The organism is Virgibacillus aidingensis, from assembly GCF_010994035.1.
GTDB lineage: Bacteria > Bacillota > Bacilli > Bacillales > Amphibacillaceae > Virgibacillus_N.
Window position 1 is genome coordinate 102,360 of the sequence record NZ_WIXN01000005.1, and the last position, 26,286, is coordinate 128,645.

Here is a 26,286-nt window from a genome sequence, read left to right on the forward strand (position 1 = left end):
TAAGAGGGCGTAATGTTCAGTTTAGCACCTGTACGCCATGCTTATTTCCGTGTTTTTTGGTATACTTTTTATTGGATTCACGCACAAAAAGAAAATCAGCGTATTAGGATGGTGAGGCATTTATGAAATATAATTCCGTGTTTGATATTATTGGTCCGGTCATGATTGGCCCATCCAGTTCACATACAGCAGGTGCTGCGAGAATAGGAAAAGCAGCACGGCATTTATTGGGAGAAGAGCCAGCATGGGCAAAGATTTACTTATATGAGTCCTTTGCAAAAACATATAAAGGTCATGGTACCGACTTTGCTTTAGCCGGCGGATTACTTGGTTTTGAAACAGATGATCCAAGAATGAGCAAGGCTTTGGAAATAGCCAAAGAGAAAAATATAACTATCGAGTTCATCGAAGATACAGCAGCAGCGGATCACCCCAACACTGCAAGGCTATGTATCGGAAATGATCATCATTCTATTGAACTGACCGGTATTTCCATTGGCGGCGGCAAAGTGGAAATAACAGAATTGAACGGTTTTCAATTGCGATTATCCGGTAACCATCCTGCTATACTTATTATGCATAATGACCGGTTTGGTGCTATAGCCTCCGTCACTAAAATTCTTGCAAAAAATGAAATCAATATCGGCCATATGGAGGTCAACCGTAAAGATATCGGTAAAGATGCTTTAATGGTGATTGAGGTAGACCAGAATGTCGATGATGCCATTATGAATGAATTGGAAAGAGCAGATCACATTAATCAAATTGCAAAGATTGTCAGCTGATCTTTAAAGGAGGGGGATATGTATGTTTCGTACTGTAGAAGAGTTAGTGAAAATAGCGGAAAAGGAAAATATTTTAATCTCTGAGGTCATGATCCGGCAGGAAATGGAAGTAAAAGAGACATCACGTAAAGAAGTATTTTCCCAGATGGAAAAGAATCTTGAAGTTATGGAAAACGCGATTGAGGAGGCACTTGAAGGCGTAAACTCTGTTACTGGTTTAACTGGGGGAGACGCTGTCTTAGTTCAAAAATACATGAAGGAAAAAACACCGCTTTCCGGAAATCTCATGCTGGATGCAGTAAGCAAGGCGATGGGGACCAATGAGGTGAATGCAGCTATGGGGACAATTTGTGCAACCCCAACTGCCGGCAGTGCCGGGTGTGTTCCCGGGACTTTATTTGCTGTGAAAAATCAGCTGAATCCTACCCGTGAACAAATGATTCGCTTTCTGTTCACATCCGGTGCTTTTGGGTTTGTTGTAGCCAATAATGCGTTTATATCCGGTGCGGCCGGGGGCTGCCAGGCGGAGGTCGGTTCAGCGGGAGCTATGGCTTCAGCTGCCATTGTGGAAATGGCTGGAGGCACACCACAGCAATCTGCAGATGCATTTGCTATCACATTAAAAAACATGCTTGGGTTGGTATGTGATCCGGTCGCCGGTTTAGTAGAGGTGCCTTGTGTAAAACGAAACGCTGCAGGTTCATCTCTGGCCATCGTTTCCGCGGATCTTGCGCTTGCCGGAGTTACAAGCCGGATTCCATGTGATGAGGTAATAGGAGCTATGTACCGAATTGGAAAACAAATGCCTTCGAGCCTGCGTGAAACCGGGGAAGGCGGGCTTGCTGATACGCCAACAGGCCGGCTGCTGAAAGAAAAAATCTTTGGAATGACAGTGTAGAAAGAGGGATCAGGTTGCTGAGTAATGCTGTATCAACGGTTAAAGGAGTAGGGGAAAAATTAGCAGAAGATTTGGCTGCAATGCATATATTAACAGTAGATGACTTATTGCATTATTTTCCTTATAAATATGATGTTTATGAAATTAAACCGCTTAGCGAATTAATTCATGATGATAAAGTAACCATTGAGGGAAGGGTTGTATCGGAACCTTCCCTTACCTTTTACGGCAGAAAAAAATCACGTCTGTCCTTTACGGTGGAAGTAGAAAATATTGCTGTAAAAGCTGTCATGTTTAACCGTGCTTTTGCCAAAAAGCAAATAAATAAAGATGATATCTTCACGCTTACCGGGAAATGGGATGCACATAGACTGCAGATCACGGTTAGCAACTATAAAAAAGGCGAGGCAGAGCGTGATAAAACAATCAATCCTGTTTATTCAGTCAGGGGCAATGTAACAAATTTTAAATTAAAAAAAGTGATAAAAAATGCCATTAGCCAATATGGGGAACACATACATGAGATGCTGCCGCAAGGATATTTAAGTAACTATAAACTGCCAAATAGGCGGAATGCCATTAAAACGATGCATTTTCCCCCTGACCGAATTTACCTGAAACATGCCAGGAGAAGGTTTATTTACGAAGAGTTTTTACTATTTCAATTAAAAATGCAAATGCTGAGAAAGCAGATTAGAGAACAGACTATAGGAAATGCCCAGTTGTTTGACGCTGAAAAAACAAAAGCATTTATTGAATCTTTTCCATTCCGTTTAACCCAGGCGCAACATAAAGCATTAACGCAAATTTTGCATGATATGAAATCACCGTACAGGATGAATCGGCTGCTCCAGGGGGATGTGGGGTCGGGAAAAACAGCTGTAGCCGCAATATGTCTTTATGCGGCAGTAACTGCAGGGAAGCAGGGAGCATTGATGGTACCTACGGAAATACTGGCTGAACAGCATTTTCAGAGTTTGACAGAGTTGTTTGGGGGCAAAGCAAATATTGCATTGTTAACCGGTTCAGTAAAAGGGAAAAGAAGAAAAGAAATACTCCAAGCAGTTGAAAATCATGATGTGCATATTGTGATAGGTACACATGCTCTCATCCAGGAAGATGTCTATTTCGATGACTTAGGCACGGTAATCGTAGATGAACAGCACCGGTTTGGTGTGAACCAGAGGAGAGAATTAAGGGATAAAGGCCTGGATCCTGATGTATTATTTATGACAGCGACACCTATACCGCGGACCCTGGCGATCACCGCATTTGGGGATATGGATGTTTCCGTAATTGATGAAATGCCTGCAGGGAGAAAAGAAATTGACACCTACTGGGTAAAAGAAAACATGCTTGAACGGGTTTTGCAATTTATACAAAAGAGACTGGCAAATGGGGAACAAGCTTACGTTATTTGTCCGCTGATAGAGGAATCGGATAAATTGGATATTCAAAACGCCGTTGATTTGTATGATCAGCTAACAGACTATTTTCAATCCAATACAAATGTCGGGCTCATGCATGGAAGGCTGCCTGCAGATGAAAAAGAATCCATCATGAAACAGTTTACGGAAAATGATATTCAAATTCTTGTCTCAACAACTGTGGTGGAAGTAGGAGTCAATGTGCCTAATGCAACAGTAATGTTAATTTATGATGCAGACCGATTTGGTCTGGCCCAGCTGCACCAGCTGAGAGGGAGAGTCGGCAGAGGCGATCAACAGAGCTATTGTATTTTAATCTCAGATCCAAAAGGTGAAGTAGGAAAAGAACGAATGCGAATTATGACAGAAACGAATAACGGTTTTGAACTGGCTGAAAAAGATTTGCAGCTTAGAGGTCCCGGCGACTTTTTTGGAAAGAAACAAAGCGGCATTCCTGAATTTCAAGTTGCCGATATGATTCATGATTATCGTGCATTGGAGCAGGCCCGCAAGGACGCAGAAGAAATAATCGCGTTAAACCTGCTGGAAGAAGATGAAACATATCATTCCCTTCAGAAGATTATTGAAAATGATCTCTCACTAACAGAAAAATTGGATTAGCCGGGGACTTGCATTAATAAAAATGGTATTATATATTACTATTAGTACCAAGTGCTAAAACAGAATATATATCATGGTTGGACGGTGTCTGATATGAAAAGAACGAAAGCGGAACGTCAGCAATTATTAAAAGCTACCATTGAAGAGACGCCTTTTATCACAGATGAGGAACTGGCAAGTAAATTTGATGTGAGCATTCAGACTATACGTCTGGACAGAATGGAATTATCCATTCCGGAATTACGGCAAAGAATTAAATCAGTGGCAACAAATCAGTGGAACGAGACAGTAAAAGCTTTACCATTGGAAGAGGTCATCGGGGAGATTATTGATTTGGAATTGGACAATCGGGCCATCTCTATTTTGGACATAGGTAAAGAGCATGTTTTTTCACGTAATAAAATTGCTCGCGGCCATCATTTATTTGCCCAGGCTAATTCACTGGCTGTAGCTGTGATTAACGATGAACTGGCTTTGACGGTGAAATCAGAACTGAAATTCACAAGGCAGGTTACTGAAGGAGAAAGAGTCGTTGCTAAAGCGGCTGTGACGGGAAAAAATTCAAAAGGGTTAACAATGGTCGAAGTAACCAGCTTTGTGGACCAGGAAAAAGTGTTTACAGGGATGTTCCAGATGTATCAATCCAATGAACGAAAAAAGGAGCAGGTTAAATGAAATTAGCAATTGATGCTATGGGGGGGGACCATGCCCCAAAAGAAATTGTACTTGGTTCCATGGATGCCTTATCTGAAATGAATGATCTACATATAACCTTGTACGGAGACGAAAATAAAATTGATCAATATGTGACAAATGAGAAAAACCTGGACATTGTTCATACCAATGAAGTGATAACGGCAGATGATGAACCAGTAAAGGCAGTAAGAAGGAAGAAAAATGCCTCTCTGGTCTTAATGGCGCAGGCTGTAAAAGAAAATAAAGTGGATGCATGTATATCAGCCGGAAATACGGGAGCATTAATGAGTGCAGGTTTATTTGTGGTTGGAAGAATAACAGGAATTGAGCGTCCAGCTTTAAGCCCCACGCTCCCTACCATTGACGGTAAAGGCTTTCTGCTTTTGGATGTAGGAGCAAATGTGGAAGCAAAAGCCAGTCATTTATTGCAATATGGATTAATGGGGTCTATCTACACAGAAAAAGTGCGTTCCATTGCCAATCCGACCGTAGGGCTTTTGAATGTTGGGACAGAAGATGGAAAAGGAAATGAATTAACGAAAAAAGCATTTACGCTGATGAAAAATGCACCAATTAATTTTATCGGCAATGTGGAAGCAAGGGATTTGTTTGATGGGGCAGCAGATGTAGTTGTCACAGATGGCTTCAGCGGAAATATAGCATTAAAGACAATTGAAGGAACTGCAGCCACCATGTTTTCCTTATTAAAGGAAACTTTTACATCCTCATTGAAGACCAAAATTGCTGCCGGAATGGTGAAAAGTGATTTGAAAACATTGAAAAATAAGCTGGACTACTCAGAATACGGCGGTGCTGGACTATTCGGACTTGCAGCACCTGTAATTAAAGCCCACGGTTCATCAAACAGAAGGGCACTATATAATGCAATCAGACAGGCTTCCCACATGGTGGAGTATAATGTAACAGAAACCATAAAGGAAACAGTGGAAAAATTGGATGGAGGGAAATAAATGAAAAAATTAGCTTTTATGTTCCCCGGGCAAGGTTCCCAGGAGCCTGGCATGGGAAAGAGTTTTTACCATCAGGATGCCAGTATCAAGCGTATTTACGATGAAGCAAATCAGCTGTTAAATAAAGATATAACAAGGCTTATGTTTGAAGGTCCTGCTGATGTATTGACAGAAACTGAAAATGCCCAGCCTGCGCTGCTTCTGTCAAGTATAGCAATACATACATTATTATTAAAAGAAGAAATTCAGCCTGTGATGACAGTGGGCCACAGCCTTGGAGAATACAGCGCACTGGTTGCCGCAGGTTCCTTATCACTTGAGGAAGCATTACCTCTCGTTGCAACAAGAGGGAAGTTAATGGAAGAAGCATTTCCAAAAGGGCAGGGAACCATGGCTGCTGTACTTGGAATGAAACAAGGTGAAATTGAAAGTGTAATTGAGAAAGTAGAAAACGGTGCGGTAGATCTGGCCAATATTAATTGTCCTGGTCAAATTGTTATATCCGGTGCCAAGGAAGGAATAGAAGAAGCAAAAGATTTGCTGAAGGAAGCAGGTGCCAAGCGCGTACTTCCATTGAATGTAAGCGGTCCTTTTCATTCAAGATTAATGAAATCCGCAAATGAAGCTTTTGCAGAACATCTAAATAAAGTAACGATCAGGGATGCATCCATTCCTGTATATGCAAATGTTTCCGCACAACCGGTAACGGACCATAAAGAGATAAAGGACTTATTAATTAAGCAATTATATTCACCCGTTCGATTTGAGGAGTCCATACGGAATATGATGGAAAGCGAAGTGGATGCATTTGTGGAGATTGGCAATGGTAAAGTATTAAGCGGTCTGGTCAAGAAGATTAACAGACGAACGAAAACTTTTGCCGTCCAGGATATAGATTCCTTGAATGAGTTTATAAGATGGAATAAGGAGGAAACGTGATGCTGAAAGGAAAAAATGCACTTGTTACCGGTTCGTCCCGGGGGATTGGCAGAGCGATTGCATTGGAGCTTGCAAAACAAGGTGCCAATGTTGCTGTTAATTATGCGGGAAGTGAAGAAAAAGCCCGGAAAGTTGTGGAAGAAATTGAGCATTTGGGTGTCAAAGCAATTAAAATACAGGCCGATGTTTCCGATGAAGCAGATGTAAAAGCCATGATCAAAAAAGTGATCAATGAATTCGGATCAGTGGATATTCTTGTTAATAACGCAGGGGCAAATAAAGATAACTTAATAATGAGAATGAAAGAGGAAGATTTTGACCATGTGATTAATACAAATCTGAAGGGTGTCTTTTTATGCACTAAAGCTGCTGCAAGGCACATGATGAAGCAAAGGGCGGGTAAAATAGTGAATGTTGCCTCCATCGTCGGTGTGAGCGGAAATGCCGGACAAGCAAATTATGTCGCAGCAAAGGCCGGCGTAATCGGTTTGACAAAAACGACCGCAAAAGAGTTTGCCACACGTAATATTCAGGTTAATGCAGTCGCACCGGGGTTCATATCCACAGATATGACAGATGCTCTTTCAGAAGAACAGCAGCAGGCTATGCTGGCCATGATTCCGCTGGAAAAATTCGGTCAGCCGGAGGATGTTGCCAAAACTGTTCGCTTCCTTGCATCTAGTGATTCCGATTATATTACCGGACAAACGCTACACATCGATGGCGGCATGGTAATGTGACAGAAGAACAGCAATTTTATTTATGGCTTGTATGATGTAACCAAAAAGTTTATATTACTTGAAGGGAGGTGAATGGAATGGCAAATGATGTGTTTGAGCGTGTAAAAGGTATTATTGTAGATCGTCTTGATGTGGATGAATCAAAAGTGACATTGGAAGCGTCTTTTAAGGATGATCTGGAAGCAGATTCTTTAGACGTAGTGGAGCTTGTCATGGAACTGGAAGACGAGTTCGATATGGAAATTGCCGATGAAGAAGCAGAAAAAATCAATACAGTGGGTGACGCTGTTGATTACATAAACAGCACCCAGGGCTAACATGTTTAAAGTCTCGCTAAAGCGGGACTTTCTGTTTCTTCGCTGTCAGGAGGTGAATGTAAAATGAATATGCAGCAATTGGAAAACCAGTTTAACATGAAATTTAAAAATCATGCTTTAATCAAACAGGCTTTTACCCATTCATCTTATGTGAATGAGCATCGTGGTAAATCTTTTTCAGATAATGAGCGTTTGGAATTTTTAGGAGACGCCGTGCTGGAATTGGGTGTATCCCAATTTCTGTTCCGAAGTCATAAAAATATGCCTGAGGGGGAAATGACAAAATTGCGGGCAGCTATCGTTTGTGAACCATCACTTTACAGCTTTGCTGTTTCTCTTCATTTCGGTGAATATATTTTACTGGGAAAAGGGGAAGAACAGACGGGCGGCCGCAGTCGTCCAGCCTTACTGGCAGATGTTTTTGAAGCTTTTCTTGGCGCTGTTTATTTGGATCAGGGCTTCGACAAAGCCCTTGAGTTCCTTGAATCGCATGTATTCCCAAAAATAACCGACGGTGCTTTTTCGCATGAGATGGATTATAAAACACAGCTTCAGGAATTGGTGCAGCAGTCCGGCAAGCAGTCTGTCGATTATCAAATTGTCGAGGAGAAGGGTCCTGCCCATGAGAAAACTTTTTTAGCCCAGGTTATGATCAAAGACAGGGTTTTAGGATCAGGGGAAGGGAAGTCAAAAAAAGAAGCGGAACAGCGTGCTGCAAAAAAAGCGATGGATCGTTATAAATATTCCTGAGCAGGTAAATACTTTAATGAGCGTACCGCGAACGAAGCTTTTTTAACAGAAAAAACCATCAAAGACTGCATACATGACAGCCATGATGGTTTTTTCCTCAGGAATAAAAGTGCAAGCGCCTGTTTAGCGACGTACGGACTGTGCCTGGATCAGCCGCCGGGGCTGTGCTGAATGTTCTCCCTGCCGTAATTATCCCGCTGGTCACTGGGTAATAGAGCTAAAAGCAGCCTTCTAAAAAAAATATGGATTACTTCCGGACAGAACGCAATTCCTCTATAAATGCCTGTGTTTCCGAAGCACTTAAGCTGCCTTTATTTATAATCATCTCATACATGAGTTTTAATTCATCATATTTTTCCAGATCATAATCTTCCGGGTCCATTAAGGAGCGGTTTGCTACCCCCAATCGATCAGCTAATTCTTCCAGTATTATTTTCATATTCTGTTCTGTAGGCTGTTCCAAATTCATTCTAGCACCTCTTTTTAAACGTTTATCGTGTTTTTTAAACTAGTTATTTTTTATGATAGCACAAATTTCTTTCTTACCCTACAGTTAATTTAATTTTATTTGTTGCAAACGAACATCATTTAAAATATTGTCCGGAAAAGATGTAATCGGTGTATAATTGTACATTAGTGTCTATACGCCTTTACACCCTTTATGATAAAATAAAGCAGTATATACAGGATAACAATGACAATCATGAAATGAAATAGATTTGTTTTTTCAGTAGGAGAATGAATATGTATCTTAAACAATTGGAAAGTGTTGGGTTTAAATCTTTTGCTGAGCGAATCCGGGTTGATTTTGTGCCGGGGGTTACAGCTGTAGTAGGTCCAAATGGCAGCGGCAAAAGCAATATAACGGATGCGATTCGCTGGGTGCTTGGAGAGCAGTCGGCAAAATCGCTGCGCGGTTCCAAAATGGAAGACATTATATTTCAGGGAAGCGATTCGAGAAAGCCGTTAAATGTAGCTGAAGTTACATTGACATTGGATAATCAGGACGGAAATTTAGCTGTGAATTATGCAGAAGTCAGTGTGACAAGAAGAGTTTACCGTTCCGGTGAGAGTGAATTTTTTATAAACAAGCAGCCCTGCCGATTAAAAGATATCGTCGATTTATTTATGGACTCGGGTATGGGACGGGAAGCTTTTTCCATTATCAGTCAGGGAAAAGTAGAAGAGATATTAAGTTCCAAAGCGGAAGAACGCCGAACGATTTTTGAAGAAGCTGCCGGTGTTCTTAAATACAAACAAAGAAAAAAGAAAGCTGAATATAAGTTGGAAGAAACCCAGGAAAATTTAAACAGGGTGGAAGATATTATCTATGAAATTGAACAGCAAAGAGCTCCCCTGGAGCAGCAGGCAGAAACAGCTGCTAGGTACTTAGACTTAAAAGACAAATTGAAAGAACAGGAAATAGCGCTCCTTATTGCTGAAATCGAATTGCTTCATCATGAATGGAAAACATTATTGGACGAGCTTGAAGAAGAAAAAATGGAAGAAATGAATTGGAAGTCAAAGATTCAGAGAAAAGACTCCAATTTGGAAAATGAACGGAATGAAATACAGAAGCTGGATGATGAAATTGCAGTACTTCAATCGAAGCTGGTTACGATTACAGAAGAACTGGAAAAATCGGAGGGAAAGAAAAACCTGTTTAATGAACGGACAAAGCATATAACCGAAAACAGGGAAAAACTTCAATCCCAGCAGCAGGAAAGTGCTGCAAAAATTGAAAAACTGCAGCATGTAATAAAAGAGGAAAATCAGAAGCTGAGCCATCTTAAGGAAGGAAAGACGGAGTCACAAAAAAAAGTAAAAGAACTCGAAAAAATGCTGTCGTTAAGGGAAGATGAAATTTCTGATGAAATCGAAAACCTTAAAAGTGAATATATTGAGCAGTTAAATCAACAGGCTGCAATGCGTAATGAAAAACAGTCCGTCATACAGCAAATAGATCAGCTGAAAGCCAAAAGAGACAGCAACAGGAGAAAATTTAATGAGCTGCTTTTATCTAAAGAGAATTTAACCAAAAAAGAAGCCAGGGTGAAAGAATATGTTGAGAAACAGGAAGCGCTTCTTTCAGACAAGGAATCGGACGTCATAAGATTGAAAGAGGAACTGGATGAGAAAAGGGAACTGTATCAAACCGCCCAGGCAAAATTATATGAGGGTTATCAATATATTGAAAAACTTAGTGCCAGAAAGGAAATGCTAAAAGAATTGAAAGATGACTTCCATGGTTATTTTCAGGGAGTCAAGGCAGTTCTGAAAGCCAGAGATGAAAAACAGCTGAATCACATTTACGGCGCAGTCATTGAGCTTATAGATGTGCCGAAAGCATATCTTTCGGCAATTGAAACAACGCTGGGAGGGCAGGCACAGCATATCATTGTAAATAATGATGAGACTGCCAGAAAGGCAATATCCTGGCTGAAGAAAACGAATAATGGAAGAGCTACTTTTCTTCCGCTTGTCTCCCTTCAGGAGCGCAGGATTCCGGGGAATATAATATCGCAAGTCGAGGGGCATCCGGGTTTTATAGGAATTGCTTCAGAGCTGGTTCAAACAAATAGTTTATACAAGAAGGCAATGAACCACCTGGCAGGCAATGTGATCATTGCAAAATCGTTAAAAGATGCAAATCATATAGCCAAAATCGTTATGCGTAAATACCGTATTGTTACACTTGATGGTGATGTGGTAAGTCCGGGAGGGGCAATGAGCGGCGGCGCCAGAAAAAAATCAAACCAATCTTCCCTCTTTACCCGTGAAAAAGATTTGACTGAAATAACGGAGAAACTGACAGATTATAAACGAAATATACATTCATTTGAAGAAAAGCTGAAAACTAGAGAAACTAAAATTTCCGAACTGGACCATTTGCTTAAAGCGGAGGAAGCCAATATCCCGCCTCTGGAACAAGAATTACAGGAGATGCGGTCCAATTATGCCGATATAAGAATGAAAAAAGAGTCCCTGATGGAGAATATAAAATTATATGAACAGGAAAAGAATCAGTTTGAAGAAGAAAGTGAACAATTAACCGGAAGAGATCAAGCATTATCGAATAACCTGAAAGAAATGAAACATACATTAGCATCCATTGAAGAAAATATTGAAAGATTGTCAAATCAGGAAGAAGAATTTAAAAAGAATTATGAGCAGTTACAGCACGATTTTCACAAAGAACAAGTAACCCTTGCTGAACTGGATGAAAGGTTAAAGGCCCAGCAGGAAAAAACAGATGCTAATCAGGCACAGCTGAATGAACTGAATATGCAATATCAAAAATACACGAATGATTTGGAAGAATTAAAGACAATACATGAAAAAGAAGAAACAATAGAGGAAATAGAAGAAAGGATTTCCCTAAAGAAAAATGAAAAGCAGGATTTGACTTATTCCATACAGGATAAGCGTTCCCAGCGTGCAGAACGATCACAATTATTGCAGGACCAGGAAAGAGAACTAAAAGAAGAAAATAAAAACCACCAAGCTTTCCAAAAAAAGATCCAGCAAAAAGAAGTAAAGACGAACCGGCTTGATGTCGATTTGGAAAACCGGTTGTCCCATCTGCAAACGGAATATACCATGACATTTGAAAAAGCACAGCTGACCTATACAAAAGCAGAAGATATGGAAGCTGCCAAAATAAATGTAAATGACCTGAAACAAAGGATAGAACAGCTTGGCACTGTTAATCTGGGAGCAATAGAAGAATATGAGCGAATTAAGGAAAGGCTGGCATTTTTAATTGAACAAAAAACGGATTTAGTGGAGGCAAAAGAAACGCTGTATGCAATTATTGCTGAAATGGATGAAGAAATGGAAAAGCGGTTTGATGAGACTTTTACTCAAATTAAAGAGGAATTTAAAAACGTGTTTTACCAGCTTTTCGGCGGCGGCCATGCAGAGTTAAAATTGACCGACCCATCAAAACTGCTTGACACAGGTGTGGAAATAATTGCACAGCCGCCGGGAAAAAAACTGCAGCATCTCGGTTTGCTTTCCGGCGGGGAACGTGCTTTAACTGCAATTGCACTGCTGTTTTCGATCCTGCGTGTAAGGCCTGTGCCCTTCTGTGTGCTGGATGAGGTAGAAGCAGCACTGGACGAGGCGAATGTAGTACGGTTTGCCGAATATGTCAAATTTCATAGTGAAGATACACAATTTATTGTCATTACACACAGAAAAGGGACAATGGAGGAAGCGGATGTGTTATACGGTGTTACCATGCAGGAAGCAGGAGTTTCCCGTCTGGTTTCCGTAAGGCTGGAAGATACGAAAGAATTAATCGGGTAATAAGGAGGACACGAACATGGGTTTTATGGATAAATTAAAAAATAGATTTAAACAAAACGAGGAAAACGAGGAAGTATCTGAGAAATATAAAGAAGGAATGAAAAAGACGAGGAGTTCATTTTCCGGAAAGATCAACGACTTAATTGCCCGCTACCGCAAAGTGGATGAAGATTTCTTTGAAGAGCTGGAAGAAGTTCTTATCACAGCGGATGTCGGTGTAATGACCGTAATGGATTTAATTGATGAACTGAAAATGGAAGTAAAGCGGCAAAATATAAAGGATACTCAAGAAGTGAAGGAAGTCATTTCAGAAAAACTGGTAGAGATATATTATGGTGATGATGATGAGGAAATTGAGCAATTAAATATTCAGAAAGACCAGCTCTCTGTAATTCTTGTCGTCGGTGTAAATGGTGTCGGTAAAACCACATCGATTGGAAAGCTGGCACACCAGTTGAAGCAGGATGGCAAAGATGTTGTGCTGGCAGCGGGCGATACATTTCGTGCAGGTGCCATCGAACAGCTGGAAGTATGGGGGGAGAGAGCCGGTGTTGACGTAATTAAACAAGGTGCCGGAAGCGACCCGGCGGCGGTTATATTTGACGGGATAAAAGCTGCAAAGTCCCGGAAGGCAGATGTTTTAATTTGCGATACGGCAGGCAGGCTGCAAAACAAAGTCAATCTGATGAATGAGCTGGCAAAAGTAAAACGCGTCATTGAAAGGGAAATTCCAGGTGCTCCGCATGAAGTGCTCCTTGTTCTGGATGCAACAACAGGCCAAAACGCTTTAAATCAAGCCAAGACATTTTCCGATGCAACGAACGTTACAGGGATTGTATTAACAAAACTGGATGGTTCTGCAAAAGGGGGAATTGTCCTGGCAATCCGTAATGAATTAAATATTCCTGTTAAATATGCAGGTCTCGGGGAAAAAATCACTGATCTGCAGCGATTTGATGCGCATGCTTTTGTATACGGACTATTTGCGGATATACTTGAAGAGGAAGAATAGATAGCCCGCTTGACAAAGAATCTTCTTATCTTTAGAATCAAACGTAAAGTAATTTCACTTAACAAGGGGTGTATAGATTGCTCGGAAAAACGACGAGAATGAATTATTTGTTTGATTTTTATCAGACATTGCTTACACCCAAACAACGGAATTATATGGAACTTTATTATTTGGAGGATTACTCGTTGGGTGAAATATCAGAGCTGTTAAACGTTTCACGGCAAGCGGTTTATGACAACATAAAAAGAACCGAAGCCATGCTTGAGGATTACGAGAATAAGCTATGTTTATATGATAAATTTCAGCAGCGGGTGTCACTGATTGAACAGCTGGAAGACCTTCTACAGGAAGAAGACCGTTCTGTAACGGATAAAATAAAGCAATTAAAAGAATTGGATTAGGGGGAAACCTTCTATGGCATTTGAAGGATTAGCCGAACGCCTGCAGGGAACAATTAAGAAAATTACAGGTAAGGGCAAGGTTTCTGAGCAGGACGTAAAAGAAATGACAAGGGAAGTACGTCTTGCATTACTTGAAGCCGATGTAAACTTTAAAGTAGTGAAGGATTTAATCAAGCGTATTAAGGAACGTGCTGTCGGTCAGGAAGTGATGGAAAGCCTTACCCCCGGTCAGCAGGTTATTAAAGTAGTGAAGGAAGAACTTACCGAGCTGATGGGCGGGGAACACAGTAAAATTGCAACAGCTGATCGGCCTCCCACCGTCGTTATGATGGCAGGTCTTCAGGGTGCGGGAAAAACGACCACCACAGGCAAGCTTGCAAACTTATTGCGCAAGAAATATAATCGTTCTCCACTTCTCGTTGCCTGCGACGTTTACCGCCCAGCCGCAATTAAACAGCTGGAGACACTTGGCCAGCAGCTGAATATGCCGGTTTTTTCCATGGGAACCGATACAAACCCGGTTGAAATTGCTGAGAAAGCATTGGAGAAAGCGAAAGAAGAACATCATGATTACGTCATTATTGATACAGCCGGCCGTCTGCATCTTGATAGTGAACTAATGGATGAATTGGAACAGCTTAAAAATACGGTAAATCCGCATGAGATTTTCCTCGTTGTAGATGCGATGACAGGGCAGGATGCCGTGAACGTTGCCGAGAGCTTTAATGAACAGCTGGACATCACCGGGGTTGTATTAACCAAGCTTGACGGGGATACACGCGGTGGTGCAGCACTATCCATCAAGGCTGTCACGGATAAACCGATTAAATTTGCAGGTATGGGTGAGAAACTGGATGAGCTTGAAGCTTTTCATCCGGAAAGAATGGCATCTAGAATACTTGGCATGGGTGATGTGCTTTCATTAATTGAAAAAGCACAGACAAATGTAGATGAGAAAAAAGCAAAAGAGCTGGAAGATAAAATGCGTACCATGTCGTTCACATTTGATGACTTTCTGGAACAAATGGGTCAGGTTAAAAGCATGGGGCCTTTGGATGATTTAATGGCAATGATCCCGGGTGCCAACAAAATGAAAGGGCTGAAAAATGCTCAAATTGATGAAAAGCAGCTCGTTCATGTAGAAGCAATCATCCAGTCCATGACAAAGAAAGAACGGCAGGACCCGAGTATTATGAATGCCAGCCGCAAGAAGCGGATTGCTAAAGGATCAGGTACATCCGTTTCACAGGTCAACCGTTTATTAAAACAATTTGATGAAATGAAGAAAATGATGAAACAGATGACAAATATGCAAAAGGGCAAGAAAGGTAAAGGCATGAACCTGCCTTTCATGTAACGGCAAACCGATTAAAGACAGCCGGAGCAGTTAATTTGGACCTTATACTATGTTGTAATGGAAAAACACTTTACAGACATCCCGGTTTCTGTTAAAATCTAAACTTGGCAGGAAAGAAAATATAAAACTTTCTTCCGGCATAAGCGGCCAGGTGATGAGTCAATACTTAGTGTGCCGGAAGTTCAAGTTTTCCAAAGAAATATTAATTATTGGAGGTGTAAATACATGGCAGTTAAAATCCGTTTAAAACGCATGGGGTCAAAAAGAAACCCTTTCTACCGTATTGTAGTGGCAGATTCACGCGCACCGCGCAATGGACGTTCTATTGAACAGATTGGGACTTATAACCCTGTCGTAAATCCGGTTGAAGTTAAAATAGATGAAGAAAAAGCGCTTGATTGGATGAAAAATGGTGCAAAACCAAGTGATACTGTACGCAATCTTTTTTCCAAAGAAGGGATCATGAAAAAATTCCACGAGCAAAAAAACTAAGTGATAAAGTAGAGTGATAACATGAAAGCCTTAATTGAAACCATTGTCACTTCATTAGTTGATCATCCGGAAGATATTGTCGTAGCTGAAAGAGAAGAAGAATCAAAAATTGTTTATCACCTGACAGTTAATCAGGAAGATGTGGGAAAGGTCATTGGCAAAAACGGCCGAATCGCCAAGGCGATCCGCACGGTTGTATATGCAGCAAAACCTGATGGAAACAAGCGTATTTATTTGGATATTATGTAAAGGGAAAGGGAGCCTCCTTTCCCTTTTGCACATCTCGGGGAATGCAATATAATTCCGCTCTGTATAAAGAAGCTATATGAGAGTGAGGAACAAATATGAAGATAATAAAAAAGGTTGTAATCAAACAAATTATCACAGAGAAGAGTAAGCTAAAATTGAAAAGAAATTTTCATAACCATAAAATGCGCCTTGAACAGGAATGCCAGCAATTGCTGTTTGAAAAAAGAAAGCTGCAGAATAAATCGGCTGCTTCCAAGCAGGATATAGCACACCGGTTCCAACAGGAGATCAATAGGCGAAAAGAGAAAATAAAACTTGCCGATTTTAAAATTGAGCAACTGGATATGCTGGAAATGGGCAGTGAAATTATTGAAAAGGAGATGGAGGCACTTGTAGACGTTTCCGTAGGCTCCGATTGGAAGGAAATTATGACTGAGGGTGCCATCGTAATAAAAGATGATATTGTAATTCGAATTGATTAATGGCAGGTGAAATGATGAATAACCGGATGTTTAATATTGGAAAAATTGTAAATTCCCATGGTATCCATGGGGAAGTAAAAATTGTGCGCATTACAGATTTTGAAGAACGATTTGAGCCCGGAAATACAGTATTTGCTGCAGGCAAAAATGATCACCCCATAAAGCTGACTATTGAAAGTCATCGCCATCATAAAGGTTTTGATCTGCTTAAATTCCAAAATTACAATAATATAAATGATATCGAACATCTGAAAGGGCTAAATTTAAAAATAGAAGAAAGCCAGCTTACCGAACTGGAGGAAAATGAATATTATTATCACGAAATCATCGGATGTGACGTGTATACGCTGAATGGAGAAGAAATAGGGTTCGTGAAAGAGATACTATCTCCCGGAGCAAATGATGTCTGGGTTGTGAAACAGTCTCACGGGAAAGATATTCTCATCCCATTCATTGAAGAAGTCGTCAAGGAAATACATATAAATAAAAAGAAAATTATTATTGAACCAATGGAAGGATTGTTGGATTGATGCATATTGATGTTTTAACGCTATTTCCTGAAATGATTTCCGGCTTATTTCAATCTTCTATTATAAAAAAGGCACATGAGAAGGAAAAATTCAGTTATAGCCTGGTCAACTTTCGGGATTACTCCAATCAAAAACATCAAAAAGTGGATGATTACCCATATGGCGGTGGAGCAGGAATGGTATTAACCCCGCAGCCGGTTTTTGATGCAGTTGCATCCATCAAAGAAAATACAGAGAAAGAACCGAAAATTATTTTAATGACTCCTCAGGGATTCCCCTATAATCAAAAAAAAGCGGAGGAGTTGGCAGAAGAAGAACATCTTATTTTTATTTGCGGCCATTATGAAGGGTATGATGAACGGATTAGGGAGAATCTTGCCGCAGATGAGATCTCCATTGGTGATTATATATTAACCGGAGGAGAACTGGGTGCCATGGTTGTAATCGACAGTGTAATCAGACTGCTGCCCGATGCGCTTGGCAATGAACAATCTGCAAAGGAAGATTCTTTTTCAACAGGTTTACTGGAACATCCGCATTATACTCGGCCTGCAGAATTTCGGGGAATGAAAGTTCCGGATGTTCTATTATCCGGCAATCATGCAAAAATTGAAAAATGGAGAAAGAGAGAATCCTTGAAAAGAACTTGGCTGCGACGTCCTGAATTATTAAATAACCTGGATTTGGATAAAGAAGAGGAAAAGTTATTGGAAGAAATCAAAAAAAATTACTGACATTAGTTGAACAAACAGCCTCACTATGGTATATTAATTGTTGTGCTTAAAGTGATTGCTTTGAGCCGGATAAACGATGTTCCGCTGTCATTTAATGATAAGAACATTAGTTTGGAAGGAGTGAACGATTATGCAAAAATTAATTGAAGAGGTTACAAAAGACCAGCTTCGTACGGATCATCCCGAATTTCGCGCCGGTGATACTGTTAAGGTCCACGTGAAAGTTGTGGAAGGAACACGCGAACGTATTCAGGTATTTGAAGGTGTTGTAATTAAGCGCCAGGGCGGCGGCATCAGTGAAACATTTACAGTAAGAAAGCTTTCATACGGTGTAGGTATAGAGCGTACATTTCCGGTACATTCACCGCGAGTTGACAAGATCGAAGTAACCCGCCGTGGTATTGTTCGCCGTGCAAAACTATATTATTTACGCAATCTGCGCGGTAAAGCGGCACGTATTAAAGAACGTATATAAATATTTAAGAAGATAATTGGGGAGAAAGGAGCTTTGTATTGAATACAAGCTCTTTTTTCTTGGCTCATTTTGAACAGACTGGAATTCAACCGGACGACTTGGCCCATTTTAAAAAATAGAACTACCATACTGCGGTTCCTCATTCTTTCAAAAGATATGGACTGCGGTGGCGTCTAAAAAAAACACATCAGCAAACAGGCTATTTCACCGGCTTCCAAATACATCCCAATGTTGTCGCCTAAATGAAGTATCAGCAGCATTCCTGTTATGCCAATATAGTTGAATGGGAGTATGGAACTGGCTTAAACTAAGTAAAAGAAGATATACATATACGGGGGAAACGACATGGTTAAACGGGAAAGTGAATGGTTGGATTGGATAAAAGCATTATTGGTGGCGTTTGGATTGGCACTAATTGTCCGTATGTTCTTTTTTGCTCCAATTATAGTGGATGGACCATCCATGCTGCCTACGCTGCACGATGGCGATCAAATGATTGTTAATAAATTCGCATATAATATAAGCGAGCCGGAACGCTTTGACATTGTCGTTTTTCATGCTTCTGTTCAAAAGGACTTTATCAAACGCATAATCGGATTGCCAGGAGAGCATGTGGAAGTAAAGGACAATATATTGTACATTAATGGGGAAGAAGTAGAGGAGCCATTTTTAGCAGATATAAATCAGAAAATGAATCCTTTTCATTTAACAAATGATTTTGCGCTGGAGGAACTCCCGGGAAGACATAAAGTCATACCGGAGGGGCATGTATTGGTATTAGGAGACAACAGAACCAACTCAACGGACAGCAGATCCATCGGGGTAATTCCCATGGAGGAAATTGTAGGAAAAACAAATTTGATCTATTGGCCGCTGGACCGGATGAAAATATTAAGAGAGTAGGTAAGATATGACTATACAATGGTTTCCAGGCCATATGGCCAAGGCGAATAAGGGAATAGAGGAAAAATTAAAACTAGTCGACTTTGTGATGGAACTCGTTGATGCAAGAGCCCCCCTGTCTTCCCATAATCCCCTGTTGGAAAAAACAGTATCAAACAAAACAAAAATGAAGGTACTGATGAAAAAAGATCTTGCCGATCCTGAAATAACAAAGGAATGGATTTCTTACTTTAGTAAGCAGGGTATTCCTGCTGCTGCAATAAATGTAAATGAAAAGGCAGATATAAAACGTGTGATTCAATTGGCAAAGGAGCAGGCTCAAAAGAAAATGGACCGGCTAAAGCAAAAGGGAATTCAGCCGAGACCTGCAAGGGGGTTAGTGATCGGAATCCCCAATGTAGGAAAATCCACCTTGATCAACCGGCTGGCAAACAAAAAGATTGCTAAAACAGGTGATAAACCAGGGATAACCAGACAGCAGCTATGGGTTAAAGTGAAAAAGGACTTTGAATTATTGGATACACCAGGTATACTTTGGCCAAAATTTGAAGAGGAATTAGTCGCTTACCGCCTTGCTGCCATAGGTACGATAAAAGATCAATTGTTGCCATTACAAGATGTTGCGGCCTTTGTTATTACCCATTTGCAAAACAACTATCCCGATTTGCTTGAAGAAAGATATGAGGTGGACCGGGATACGAAAGAAATGTGGGGTATATTTACAGAAATCGGAAAAAAACGCGGTGCATTGGAAAGCGGAGGAAATGTCAACTTTGACAAAGTTGCAGACTTACTGCTTCGTGATCTTCGTACAGGCAAGCTTGGTAAAATAACGATGGAATCACCGGAAAATTAAGGGTTTATTAGCCGGACAGGAGAGTCTGACCCGTGCCACGATATAAGTGAGACGGGGTTTTTTATTATGATGCTCCATTAAGAATTGGACCACTATCAGTTAAAGCGAAGAAAAGATATGCCGATATAATTGGGGGACATGTGTTAGCATGAAAGATCAAACGATATCACAAATAAAACAATATATGGAAAAAGAAAAACTGCAGGAAAAAGAAATAGCAGCTTTGAAAAAGGATAAACGAAAAGGGGTTCAGCTGCTCGTTCAAAGTTATGAGAAAAAGAAAGAAAAAGAAAGGGATTTGGAAGAACGGTTTCAGAAAATGTGTCATTTTGAAAGAATAGGATATGTAAATGGCTGCCAGTATATTGCGGGAACAGATGAAGCCGGGAGAGGACCGCTTGCAGGGCCAATTGTTGCAGCAGCTGTAATTCTCCCTTCCAATTGGAAATTACTTGGGTTAAATGATTCCAAACAGTTAAATGAAAAAACGAAAAACAAGTTTTATTCTATTATTACACAAGAAGCAGTTAGTTATGGGGTTTCTATTATTCCCAGCCAGAGAATTGATGAACTTAATATATATGAAGCTTCAAAACTGGCAATGCGTGATGCGATAAACCAACTCCAACCCGCTCCTGATCATGTATTAATAGATGCGGTAAAACTGCCTGATTTACCATATAGTTCGGAGTCCATTATAAAAGGGGATGAAAAAAGCATTTCGATTGCTGCTGCGAGTATTTTAGCCAAAGTAACAAGAGACCGAATCATGCAGCAACTACATCATGAGTACCCTGTCTATGATTTTAAATCAAATATGGGCTACGGAACAAAACACCATTTGCAATCGATTAAGGCACATGGAATAAGTCCTTATCACCGGAGGTCATTTGCTCCAATCAAAGAGCTTGTATAATAAAAGGAGCTGTTTTACTTGAGTATATACCAAATATCAGGCGACCGGCTGAATCATTTGAACAATCAAATGAATCAATTACAGCCTGGGCAAATTGTGCAAGGCAAAATCGTAAAAATCTTTCCAGGTAATAAAGCCCGGATTACACTTGGTTCCAGATCCATGATTGCCCAGTTGGAGGCATCCCTGATCATTGGAGAAAGATACCATTTTCAAGTGAAAAGCACGGATCATCTGCTCCATTTACAGGTTCTCGGAAAACCATTGAAAAATGAAAATAAATTGAATGCAGAAACATTGCTGCAGCAGCTTGGATTTAAAGGGACAAAAGGTAATATTGATCTAGTTAATGGCTTAATACAAAAGTCGATCCCTTTTGATAAAAAGGATATAGCAAATGCCATATCATTGCTGGATCGTGCAGTAAGCAAAAATACAGCAATACAGCTGCTGCAGCAAATGATTACATATAAACTGCCGGTAACAAATGCTGTGTTAAGAGCTATACATTCAATGCAAACATCAGATATTTCCCGGCAAATGCAGGCGATGCTGTCTTCAGCAAATGAAAAGGAGCTGGGAAACAATCTGTTTCGGATGCTTGAAGGTTTCCATACACGGCCGGAAAATCTATATGCATTGCTTACTGCCGAATCTGCGAAACAGGCAAAAGTTAATAACCAGGGTTTATTTTCACTACTTCAACTAACCGGTGTGATCAACGATAAAATAGATTTTTCCACATGGAAATCAGCATGGAACAATGATACGTCCGGAGCAGGGCAAAGCGCTTTTTCAATAAAAATGTCTTCTGCCTTACAGGGCCTGGAACAAATAATCAAGCAAAAAGCTGCATTCACACAGGCGGGAGAGGAAAACCTGCTAATGTGGAGAAAGAAATTATCTGAAGCAATCGCAAATAATACCGGTTTGACAAAAGAAGAATTTAGCACATTAAAACAGCAAATATTACAAATACTCTCACCTAAACTATGGAAGTCATCAGTCATGGAAAATTTAAACAATCATCCTGCTGATCTGGAAAGGATTTTTCATATATCAAAAGCACTGTCCAGCATTAGCACATCTGCAAATTCAGAAAAGCTGCTAAATCAAATAAAAACCGGAAACACTTTCCTTCAGGCACCACCGAAAGATCAATTCCTGATGCATCTGAAACACTGGTTAACGGCAAGCGGTATGGATTATGAAAATCAAATAGCCACTGACAGAATATCCCCGGATCCGTCATTAAAAGGAATGCTGTTACAATTAATGTCCTCGGGCAGCGGAAGGGTTCAGGAACAGGCGGCCCAGTTTCTGCATTTTATTCATGGACTGCAGCTTAGTTCTGTTCACGAAACAAACGGTTTTCTGCATATCAGCCTGCAAATCCCCGGTCAAAAGCTTGGATTATTAAAAGATATTAATCTTGAATTTGAGAGCAGAAAAACGGAATCCGGCCAAATCAATCCAGAACATTGCCGTATTGTATTTGATTTACATCTGGAAAATTTACACGAGACTTTGGTGGATATGCATGTTCAAAAACGGGCAGTTACCATTACGGTATATAACGACGCAGATAATCCTGGAGAAATTTTTGGCAATTTTAAAACGATGTTAAAAAGCGGACTGGAGCATTTGAATTATCAGCTTTCCATTGTACAATACCGTAAATTGCATAAATTGGAACAACAAAACAGAAAAGTATTCCCGGACCAGCAGATGACACAGGGAGTTGACTACCGGATATGAAAGAAAAACAGAAAAAGGCAGCAGCATTAAAATATGATCATAAAAGGAACTCAGCCCCATTTGTTGCTGCAAAAGGCAGGGGAATGATTGCCGATCAGATATTGGAAAATGCTAAAGAAAATAATATTCCTGTAATTGAGGATGCTTCACTTATGGAGTTGCTGGCAGCTTTAAATATAAATGAATCGATTCCCGAAGAATTGTATCAGGCAGTTGCCGAAGTATTTGCTTTTATTTACCGCGCAGACCGGCAGTTGGAGAAACAGAATGATTAACGTGCGGCAGAAAAGCTCCCGCATCGTTTTACTGCAATGAGAAATCCATACCTTGTGAACAGCGCGTTAGTACAACAAAACAAGAAAAAATTCGACAAAATTCTGACAGCAAACTTCTATTATTCTTGTGGTATTTGCTTTTTTTTAATACAATGGAAATGCAGTAAAATTGTTAGGAGGACTAGTGATGAACATTCATGAATATCAAGGAAAAGATATTTTAAGAAGCTATGGCGTAAATGTTCCTGATGGTTATGTTGCCTATACAGTGGATGAAGCTGTAGAAGCTGCAAAAAAATTGGGAAGTTCGGTTACAGTAGTAAAAGCACAAATTCATGCAGGCGGCCGCGGTAAAGCCGGTGGTGTAAAAGTGGCAAAAAGCCTGGATGAAGTGCGTACATACGCAGATGAAATACTTGGTAAAACACTGGTAACACATCAGACGGGTCCGGAGGGTAAAGAAGTAAAGCGGCTGCTTATTGAAGAAGGCTGCGACATTCAAAAAGAATATTATGTTGGAGTTGTCCTTGACAGGGCTACTTCCCGGGTCGTTATGATGGCATCTGAAGAAGGCGGAACTGAAATTGAAGAAGTTGCAGAAGCTACACCGGAAAAAATCTTCAAGGAAGTAATTGATCCGGTTGTAGGTCTATCCGGTTATCAGGCAAGAAGATTGGCATTTAACATAAATATTCCCGATGAGCTGCTGGGAAAAGCAGTGAAGTTTATGACAGGCTTATACCAGGCCTTTGTGGAAAAAGACTGCTCTATCGCTGAAATTAACCCGCTTGTCACAACCGGTGACGGAGAAGTTCTCGCGTTGGATGCCAAATTAAACTTCGATGATAACGCATTATTCCGTCAGAAGGATATAATGGAGCTGCGTGATTTGGATGAAGAAGATGAAAAAGAAATTGAGGCATCCAAGTATGATTTAAGCTATATTTCACTTGATGGAAATATCGGATGTATGGTAAATGGTGCAGGTCTTGCCATGTCTACCATGGATATTATTAAGCATTACGGCGGAGACCCTGCAAACTTCCTCGATGTCGGCGGTGGTGCGACAGCTGAAAAAGTTACGGAAGCATTTAAAATCATCCTGTCTGATCCTAATGTAAAGGGTATTTTTGTAAATATCTTCGGCGGGATTATGAAATGTGATGTGATTGCAGAAGGTGTCGTGGAAGCAACAAAACAGGTGGGACTGGAAATACCGCTTGTAGTTCGTCTTGAAGGAACCAATGTGGAATTAGGCAAAAAGATTCTGGATGAATCCGGATTGAATATTACTTCTGCCGGTTCCATGGCAGATGGTGCAGAGAAAATCGTGTCGCTTGTAAAATAATTTTCCTGTACACTTTTCTTAAATTAAGCATGCATGAATGAAAAATAATAGATTTGGCTGATATCACAATCGGAATGCTGCAGACTTCGGGTTTGCAAGCTGATGAGGAAAGGACGGTAGACAATGAGTGTATATGTAAATAAAGATACAAAAGTAATTGTCCAGGGCATTACTGGCGGTACAGCCAGGTTCCATACAAAACAAATGCTTGAATACGGAACAAAAATAGTTGGCGGGGTGACCCCGAAAAAAGGCGGGACAGAAGTGGAAGGTGTCCCCGTATTTAATACAGTAAAAGAAGCTGTAGATCAAACAGGGGCCACTGCTTCTGTCATTTATGTACCCGCACCATTTGCAGCTGACGCCATCCTGGAAGCGGTTGACGCGGAACTCGACCTTGCCATTTGTATTACAGAGCATATTCCTGTTATGGATATGGTAAAAGTGAAACGTTATATGGAAGGGAAGAAAACCCGATTGGTAGGACCTAACTGCCCGGGAGTTATTACAGCTGATGAAAGCAAGATAGGTATTATGCCGGGCTATATTCATAAAAAAGGACATATCGGGGTTGTTTCCCGTTCCGGCACATTAACATATGAAGCGGTACATCAGCTCTCCGAGGCAGGGTATGGCCAGACTACTGCAGTAGGAATCGGCGGCGACCCTGTTAACGGTACAGACTTCATCGACGTGCTGAGCGCTTTTAACGATGATCCGGAAACAGAAGCAGTGATAATGATCGGGGAAATTGGCGGAACTGCAGAAGAAGAAGCTGCAGAGTGGGTAAAAGCCAATATGAAAAAACCTGTAGTAGGCTTCATCGGAGGAGCAACTGCACCTCCAGGAAAAAGAATGGGTCATGCAGGTGCGATTATTTCCGGGGGCAAAGGTACTGCTGATGAAAAAATACGCATCATGAAAGAATGCGGTATTGATGTTGCAGAAACCCCGGCAGTAATGGGTGAAACCATGATAAATACACTGGAAAAACACGGTTTGAAAGAGAAATGTAAAACACATTAAAATATTTAGGGTATAGGGAACATTCTACAGGTTCCCTATACCGCTATAATAAAAGGAAGTGATTACGCTGCCTGAAGTCAAAATGCGTCTAATTCATTTATCCAGATGCCGCGGCATTTCACGTAAAAGACTCCATAAAATCATGGATCTGGATTCCTCATTAAAAGAAATCTACCACTTATCTCCGCAAGCACTAGCAACATTTTTATCTATCCCCACAAAAACTGCTTTATCCATATACTATGACCTGCGAAATAGGCAATTGATTCAAAATGTAAAGGAGGATGCCAAAAAATATGGCATCGTTACCCTGTTGGATCAGCATTACCCTATCCAATTAAAAACAATTAAAGACCCCCCGATAGTTTTGTATTTACTGGGTGATGCCAGTCTTTTAAAGCATATCCCTTCACTCAGCGTAATAGGAACGAGGAAGCCATCCAAAGAGGCAATGGAAAAAACAAAGGTTATGATCGAGCCGTTAGTAAAAGCGGATTGGCTGATTGTCAGCGGAATGGCGAGTGGAATTGACAGTTATGCCCATCAAATTACCCTCCTTTCCAAAGGGAAAACAATAGCTGTCCTTGGCGGGGGCTTTCAGCATATTTACCCGAGAAAAAATATATTACTTTACAAAGAAATTGTAAGAAATGGGCTTGCCGTGTCGGAATATCCTCCCTCTGTCCCTCCTCAAAGACATCATTTTCCCGAAAGAAATCGAATTATCAGCGGACTGAGTTTTGCTACACTTGTCATAGAAGCAACAGAAAAAAGCGGGACATTAATTACAGTGGATCAGGCGCTGGACCAAGGCAGAGAAGTTTATGCTGTTCCGGGGTCCCCATTAATCCCCCAAACCGCAGGCTGCAATAATTTGATTCAGGATGGTGCCAAGCTGGTTCAGCAAGCCACTGATATTGCTGAGGACTGGGAAGCAACAGGAAAGCATTTTCAGCAAATACACGCAGATCAGAAATGAAAAAACCGGGATAAAAGTGATGAATCTGCTTAAAAAAA

Annotated in this window: 28 protein-coding genes; 27 read left to right on the forward strand and 1 reads right to left on the reverse strand. The window is 40.6% G+C overall.

Annotated features, from left to right (window positions below; genetic code table 11):
- Positions 1–122: 122 nt before the first annotated feature.
- The 9 genes from sdaAB to rnc all read left to right on the forward strand — a co-directional run bounded on the left by sdaAB (position 123) and on the right by rnc (position 8,144).
- Positions 123–785 carry an L-serine ammonia-lyase, iron-sulfur-dependent subunit beta gene (sdaAB, locus tag GHD25_RS05745; protein WP_164215423.1) on the forward strand — a complete coding sequence of 221 codons (663 nt, stop codon included), beginning with the start codon at positions 123–125 and terminating at the stop codon, positions 783–785.
- A gap of 22 nt (positions 786–807) precedes the next feature.
- The gene (sdaAA, locus tag GHD25_RS05750) at positions 808–1,683 is read left to right on the forward strand and encodes an L-serine ammonia-lyase, iron-sulfur-dependent, subunit alpha (protein WP_164215424.1); all 876 of its coding nucleotides are present in this window, start codon (positions 808–810) and stop codon (positions 1,681–1,683) included.
- 8 nt (positions 1,684–1,691) lie between these two features.
- Positions 1,692–3,731 carry an ATP-dependent DNA helicase RecG gene (gene recG / locus GHD25_RS05755; RefSeq protein ID WP_346426774.1) on the forward strand — a complete coding sequence of 680 codons (2,040 nt, stop codon included), beginning with the start codon at positions 1,692–1,694 and terminating at the stop codon, positions 3,729–3,731.
- A 93-nt stretch (positions 3,732–3,824) separates the two neighbouring features.
- Complete coding sequence (gene fapR, locus GHD25_RS05760; protein ID WP_164215426.1) at positions 3,825–4,406, forward strand: transcription factor FapR; 582 nt, start codon at positions 3,825–3,827, stop codon at positions 4,404–4,406.
- Entirely contained in the window at positions 4,403–5,398 is a 996-nt protein-coding gene (gene plsX / locus GHD25_RS05765) for a phosphate acyltransferase PlsX (RefSeq protein ID WP_164215427.1), read from the forward strand. The genes fapR and plsX overlap by 4 nt, the downstream gene beginning before the upstream one ends.
- Positions 5,399–6,337, forward strand: coding sequence for an ACP S-malonyltransferase (fabD, locus tag GHD25_RS05770; protein WP_164215428.1), 939 nt, complete (start codon positions 5,399–5,401; stop codon positions 6,335–6,337).
- Positions 6,337–7,077, forward strand: coding sequence for a 3-oxoacyl-[acyl-carrier-protein] reductase (gene fabG / locus GHD25_RS05775; RefSeq protein ID WP_164215429.1), 741 nt, complete (start codon positions 6,337–6,339; stop codon positions 7,075–7,077). The genes fabD and fabG overlap by 1 nt, the downstream gene beginning before the upstream one ends.
- 77 nt (positions 7,078–7,154) lie before the next feature.
- Positions 7,155–7,394, forward strand: coding sequence for an acyl carrier protein (gene acpP / locus GHD25_RS05780; protein WP_164215430.1), 240 nt, complete (start codon positions 7,155–7,157; stop codon positions 7,392–7,394).
- Between the two features lie 63 nt (positions 7,395–7,457).
- Positions 7,458–8,144, forward strand: coding sequence for a ribonuclease III (rnc, locus tag GHD25_RS05785; protein WP_164215431.1), 687 nt, complete (start codon positions 7,458–7,460; stop codon positions 8,142–8,144).
- A 247-nt stretch (positions 8,145–8,391) separates the two neighbouring features.
- On the opposite strand, the gene GHD25_RS05790 is transcribed toward rnc, so the two are convergent.
- The gene (locus tag GHD25_RS05790) at positions 8,392–8,613 is read right to left on the reverse strand and encodes a DUF1128 domain-containing protein (protein WP_164215432.1); all 222 of its coding nucleotides are present in this window, start codon (positions 8,611–8,613) and stop codon (positions 8,392–8,394) included.
- Between the two features lie 275 nt (positions 8,614–8,888).
- On the opposite strand from GHD25_RS05790, the gene smc reads away from it, so the two are divergent.
- The 18 genes from smc (at position 8,889) to dprA (ending at position 26,248) form a co-directional block, all read left to right on the forward strand.
- On the forward strand, positions 8,889–12,455 hold the full coding sequence (gene smc / locus GHD25_RS05795) for a chromosome segregation protein SMC (RefSeq protein WP_164215433.1): 3,567 nt from the start codon (positions 8,889–8,891) through the stop codon (positions 12,453–12,455).
- Between the two features lie 16 nt (positions 12,456–12,471).
- Positions 12,472–13,467 (forward strand): signal recognition particle-docking protein FtsY, encoded by a 996-nt coding sequence (gene ftsY / locus GHD25_RS05800; RefSeq protein WP_164215434.1) that lies wholly within the window; start codon positions 12,472–12,474, stop codon positions 13,465–13,467.
- A 77-nt stretch (positions 13,468–13,544) separates the two neighbouring features.
- On the forward strand, positions 13,545–13,868 hold the full coding sequence (locus tag GHD25_RS05805; protein WP_164215435.1) for a putative DNA-binding protein: 324 nt from the start codon (positions 13,545–13,547) through the stop codon (positions 13,866–13,868).
- A gap of 13 nt (positions 13,869–13,881) precedes the next feature.
- Positions 13,882–15,225, forward strand: coding sequence for a signal recognition particle protein (ffh, locus tag GHD25_RS05810; protein ID WP_164215436.1), 1,344 nt, complete (start codon positions 13,882–13,884; stop codon positions 15,223–15,225).
- Positions 15,226–15,450: 225 nt separating this feature from the next.
- Positions 15,451–15,717 (forward strand): 30S ribosomal protein S16, encoded by a 267-nt coding sequence (gene rpsP / locus GHD25_RS05815; protein ID WP_164215437.1) that lies wholly within the window; start codon positions 15,451–15,453, stop codon positions 15,715–15,717.
- Between the two features lie 21 nt (positions 15,718–15,738).
- The gene (locus tag GHD25_RS05820) at positions 15,739–15,966 is read left to right on the forward strand and encodes a KH domain-containing protein (protein ID WP_164215438.1); all 228 of its coding nucleotides are present in this window, start codon (positions 15,739–15,741) and stop codon (positions 15,964–15,966) included.
- A gap of 95 nt (positions 15,967–16,061) precedes the next feature.
- Positions 16,062–16,448: a YlqD family protein gene (locus GHD25_RS05825; RefSeq protein ID WP_164215439.1), complete on the forward strand. Its 387-nt coding sequence runs from the start codon at positions 16,062–16,064 to the stop codon at positions 16,446–16,448.
- Positions 16,449–16,462: 14 nt separating this feature from the next.
- Positions 16,463–16,978 (forward strand): ribosome maturation factor RimM, encoded by a 516-nt coding sequence (gene rimM / locus GHD25_RS05830; protein WP_164215440.1) that lies wholly within the window; start codon positions 16,463–16,465, stop codon positions 16,976–16,978.
- Positions 16,978–17,712: a tRNA (guanosine(37)-N1)-methyltransferase TrmD gene (gene trmD, locus GHD25_RS05835; protein WP_164215550.1), complete on the forward strand. Its 735-nt coding sequence runs from the start codon at positions 16,978–16,980 to the stop codon at positions 17,710–17,712. The genes rimM and trmD overlap by 1 nt, the downstream gene beginning before the upstream one ends.
- 130 nt (positions 17,713–17,842) lie before the next feature.
- Positions 17,843–18,187 (forward strand): 50S ribosomal protein L19, encoded by a 345-nt coding sequence (gene rplS, locus GHD25_RS05840; RefSeq protein WP_164215441.1) that lies wholly within the window; start codon positions 17,843–17,845, stop codon positions 18,185–18,187.
- 345 nt (positions 18,188–18,532) lie between these two features.
- On the forward strand, positions 18,533–19,090 hold the full coding sequence (gene lepB, locus GHD25_RS05845; protein ID WP_164215442.1) for a signal peptidase I: 558 nt from the start codon (positions 18,533–18,535) through the stop codon (positions 19,088–19,090).
- Between the two features lie 7 nt (positions 19,091–19,097).
- Positions 19,098–19,946, forward strand: a complete 849-nt coding sequence (gene ylqF / locus GHD25_RS05850; protein WP_164215443.1) for a ribosome biogenesis GTPase YlqF — start codon at positions 19,098–19,100, stop codon at positions 19,944–19,946.
- 148 nt (positions 19,947–20,094) lie between these two features.
- Positions 20,095–20,862 (forward strand): ribonuclease HII, encoded by a 768-nt coding sequence (locus tag GHD25_RS05855; protein ID WP_164215444.1) that lies wholly within the window; start codon positions 20,095–20,097, stop codon positions 20,860–20,862.
- Positions 20,863–20,880: 18 nt separating this feature from the next.
- A complete protein-coding gene (locus tag GHD25_RS05860; protein WP_164215445.1) occupies positions 20,881–22,620 on the forward strand; it encodes a hypothetical protein in 1,740 nt (579 codons plus the stop codon).
- Entirely contained in the window at positions 22,617–22,895 is a 279-nt protein-coding gene (locus GHD25_RS05865) for an EscU/YscU/HrcU family type III secretion system export apparatus switch protein (RefSeq protein WP_164215446.1), read from the forward strand. The genes GHD25_RS05860 and GHD25_RS05865 overlap by 4 nt, the downstream gene beginning before the upstream one ends.
- 187 nt (positions 22,896–23,082) lie before the next feature.
- Positions 23,083–24,243: an ADP-forming succinate--CoA ligase subunit beta gene (sucC, locus tag GHD25_RS05870; protein WP_164215447.1), complete on the forward strand. Its 1,161-nt coding sequence runs from the start codon at positions 23,083–23,085 to the stop codon at positions 24,241–24,243.
- A 123-nt stretch (positions 24,244–24,366) separates the two neighbouring features.
- A complete protein-coding gene (gene sucD / locus GHD25_RS05875) occupies positions 24,367–25,269 on the forward strand; it encodes a succinate--CoA ligase subunit alpha (RefSeq protein WP_164215448.1) in 903 nt (300 codons plus the stop codon).
- An 82-nt stretch (positions 25,270–25,351) separates the two neighbouring features.
- Positions 25,352–26,248 (forward strand): DNA-processing protein DprA, encoded by an 897-nt coding sequence (gene dprA, locus GHD25_RS05880; protein ID WP_240452231.1) that lies wholly within the window; start codon positions 25,352–25,354, stop codon positions 26,246–26,248.
- Positions 26,249–26,286: the final 38 nt, after the last annotated feature.

Excerpts from the sequence above, each read along its gene's own strand:
- sdaAB (WP_164215423.1), top strand. The coding sequence starts at position 123 with ATGAAATATAATTCCGTGTTTGATATTATTGGTCCGGTCATGATTGGC.
- sdaAA (WP_164215424.1), top strand. The coding sequence starts at position 808 with ATGTTTCGTACTGTAGAAGAGTTAGTGAAAATAGCGGAAAAGGAAAAT.
- fapR (WP_164215426.1), top strand. The coding sequence starts at position 3,825 with ATGAAAAGAACGAAAGCGGAACGTCAGCAATTATTAAAAGCTACCATT.
- plsX (WP_164215427.1), top strand. The coding sequence starts at position 4,403 with ATGAAATTAGCAATTGATGCTATGGGGGGGGACCATGCCCCAAAAGAA.
- fabD (WP_164215428.1), top strand. The coding sequence starts at position 5,399 with ATGAAAAAATTAGCTTTTATGTTCCCCGGGCAAGGTTCCCAGGAGCCT.
- fabG (WP_164215429.1), top strand. The coding sequence starts at position 6,337 with ATGCTGAAAGGAAAAAATGCACTTGTTACCGGTTCGTCCCGGGGGATT.
- acpP (WP_164215430.1), top strand. The coding sequence starts at position 7,155 with ATGGCAAATGATGTGTTTGAGCGTGTAAAAGGTATTATTGTAGATCGT.
- rnc (WP_164215431.1), top strand. The coding sequence starts at position 7,458 with ATGAATATGCAGCAATTGGAAAACCAGTTTAACATGAAATTTAAAAAT.
- GHD25_RS05790 (WP_164215432.1), bottom strand. The coding sequence starts at position 8,613 with ATGAATTTGGAACAGCCTACAGAACAGAATATGAAAATAATACTGGAA.
- smc (WP_164215433.1), top strand. The coding sequence starts at position 8,889 with ATGTATCTTAAACAATTGGAAAGTGTTGGGTTTAAATCTTTTGCTGAG.
- ftsY (WP_164215434.1), top strand. The coding sequence starts at position 12,472 with ATGGGTTTTATGGATAAATTAAAAAATAGATTTAAACAAAACGAGGAA.
- ffh (WP_164215436.1), top strand. The coding sequence starts at position 13,882 with ATGGCATTTGAAGGATTAGCCGAACGCCTGCAGGGAACAATTAAGAAA.
- rpsP (WP_164215437.1), top strand. The coding sequence starts at position 15,451 with ATGGCAGTTAAAATCCGTTTAAAACGCATGGGGTCAAAAAGAAACCCT.
- GHD25_RS05820 (WP_164215438.1), top strand. The coding sequence starts at position 15,739 with ATGAAAGCCTTAATTGAAACCATTGTCACTTCATTAGTTGATCATCCG.
- GHD25_RS05825 (WP_164215439.1), top strand. The coding sequence starts at position 16,062 with ATGAAGATAATAAAAAAGGTTGTAATCAAACAAATTATCACAGAGAAG.
- rimM (WP_164215440.1), top strand. The coding sequence starts at position 16,463 with ATGAATAACCGGATGTTTAATATTGGAAAAATTGTAAATTCCCATGGT.
- trmD (WP_164215550.1), top strand. The coding sequence starts at position 16,978 with ATGCATATTGATGTTTTAACGCTATTTCCTGAAATGATTTCCGGCTTA.
- rplS (WP_164215441.1), top strand. The coding sequence starts at position 17,843 with ATGCAAAAATTAATTGAAGAGGTTACAAAAGACCAGCTTCGTACGGAT.
- lepB (WP_164215442.1), top strand. The coding sequence starts at position 18,533 with ATGGTTAAACGGGAAAGTGAATGGTTGGATTGGATAAAAGCATTATTG.
- ylqF (WP_164215443.1), top strand. The coding sequence starts at position 19,098 with ATGACTATACAATGGTTTCCAGGCCATATGGCCAAGGCGAATAAGGGA.
- GHD25_RS05855 (WP_164215444.1), top strand. The coding sequence starts at position 20,095 with ATGAAAGATCAAACGATATCACAAATAAAACAATATATGGAAAAAGAA.
- GHD25_RS05865 (WP_164215446.1), top strand. The coding sequence starts at position 22,617 with ATGAAAGAAAAACAGAAAAAGGCAGCAGCATTAAAATATGATCATAAA.
- sucC (WP_164215447.1), top strand. The coding sequence starts at position 23,083 with ATGAACATTCATGAATATCAAGGAAAAGATATTTTAAGAAGCTATGGC.
- sucD (WP_164215448.1), top strand. The coding sequence starts at position 24,367 with ATGAGTGTATATGTAAATAAAGATACAAAAGTAATTGTCCAGGGCATT.
- dprA (WP_240452231.1), top strand. The coding sequence starts at position 25,352 with ATGCGTCTAATTCATTTATCCAGATGCCGCGGCATTTCACGTAAAAGA.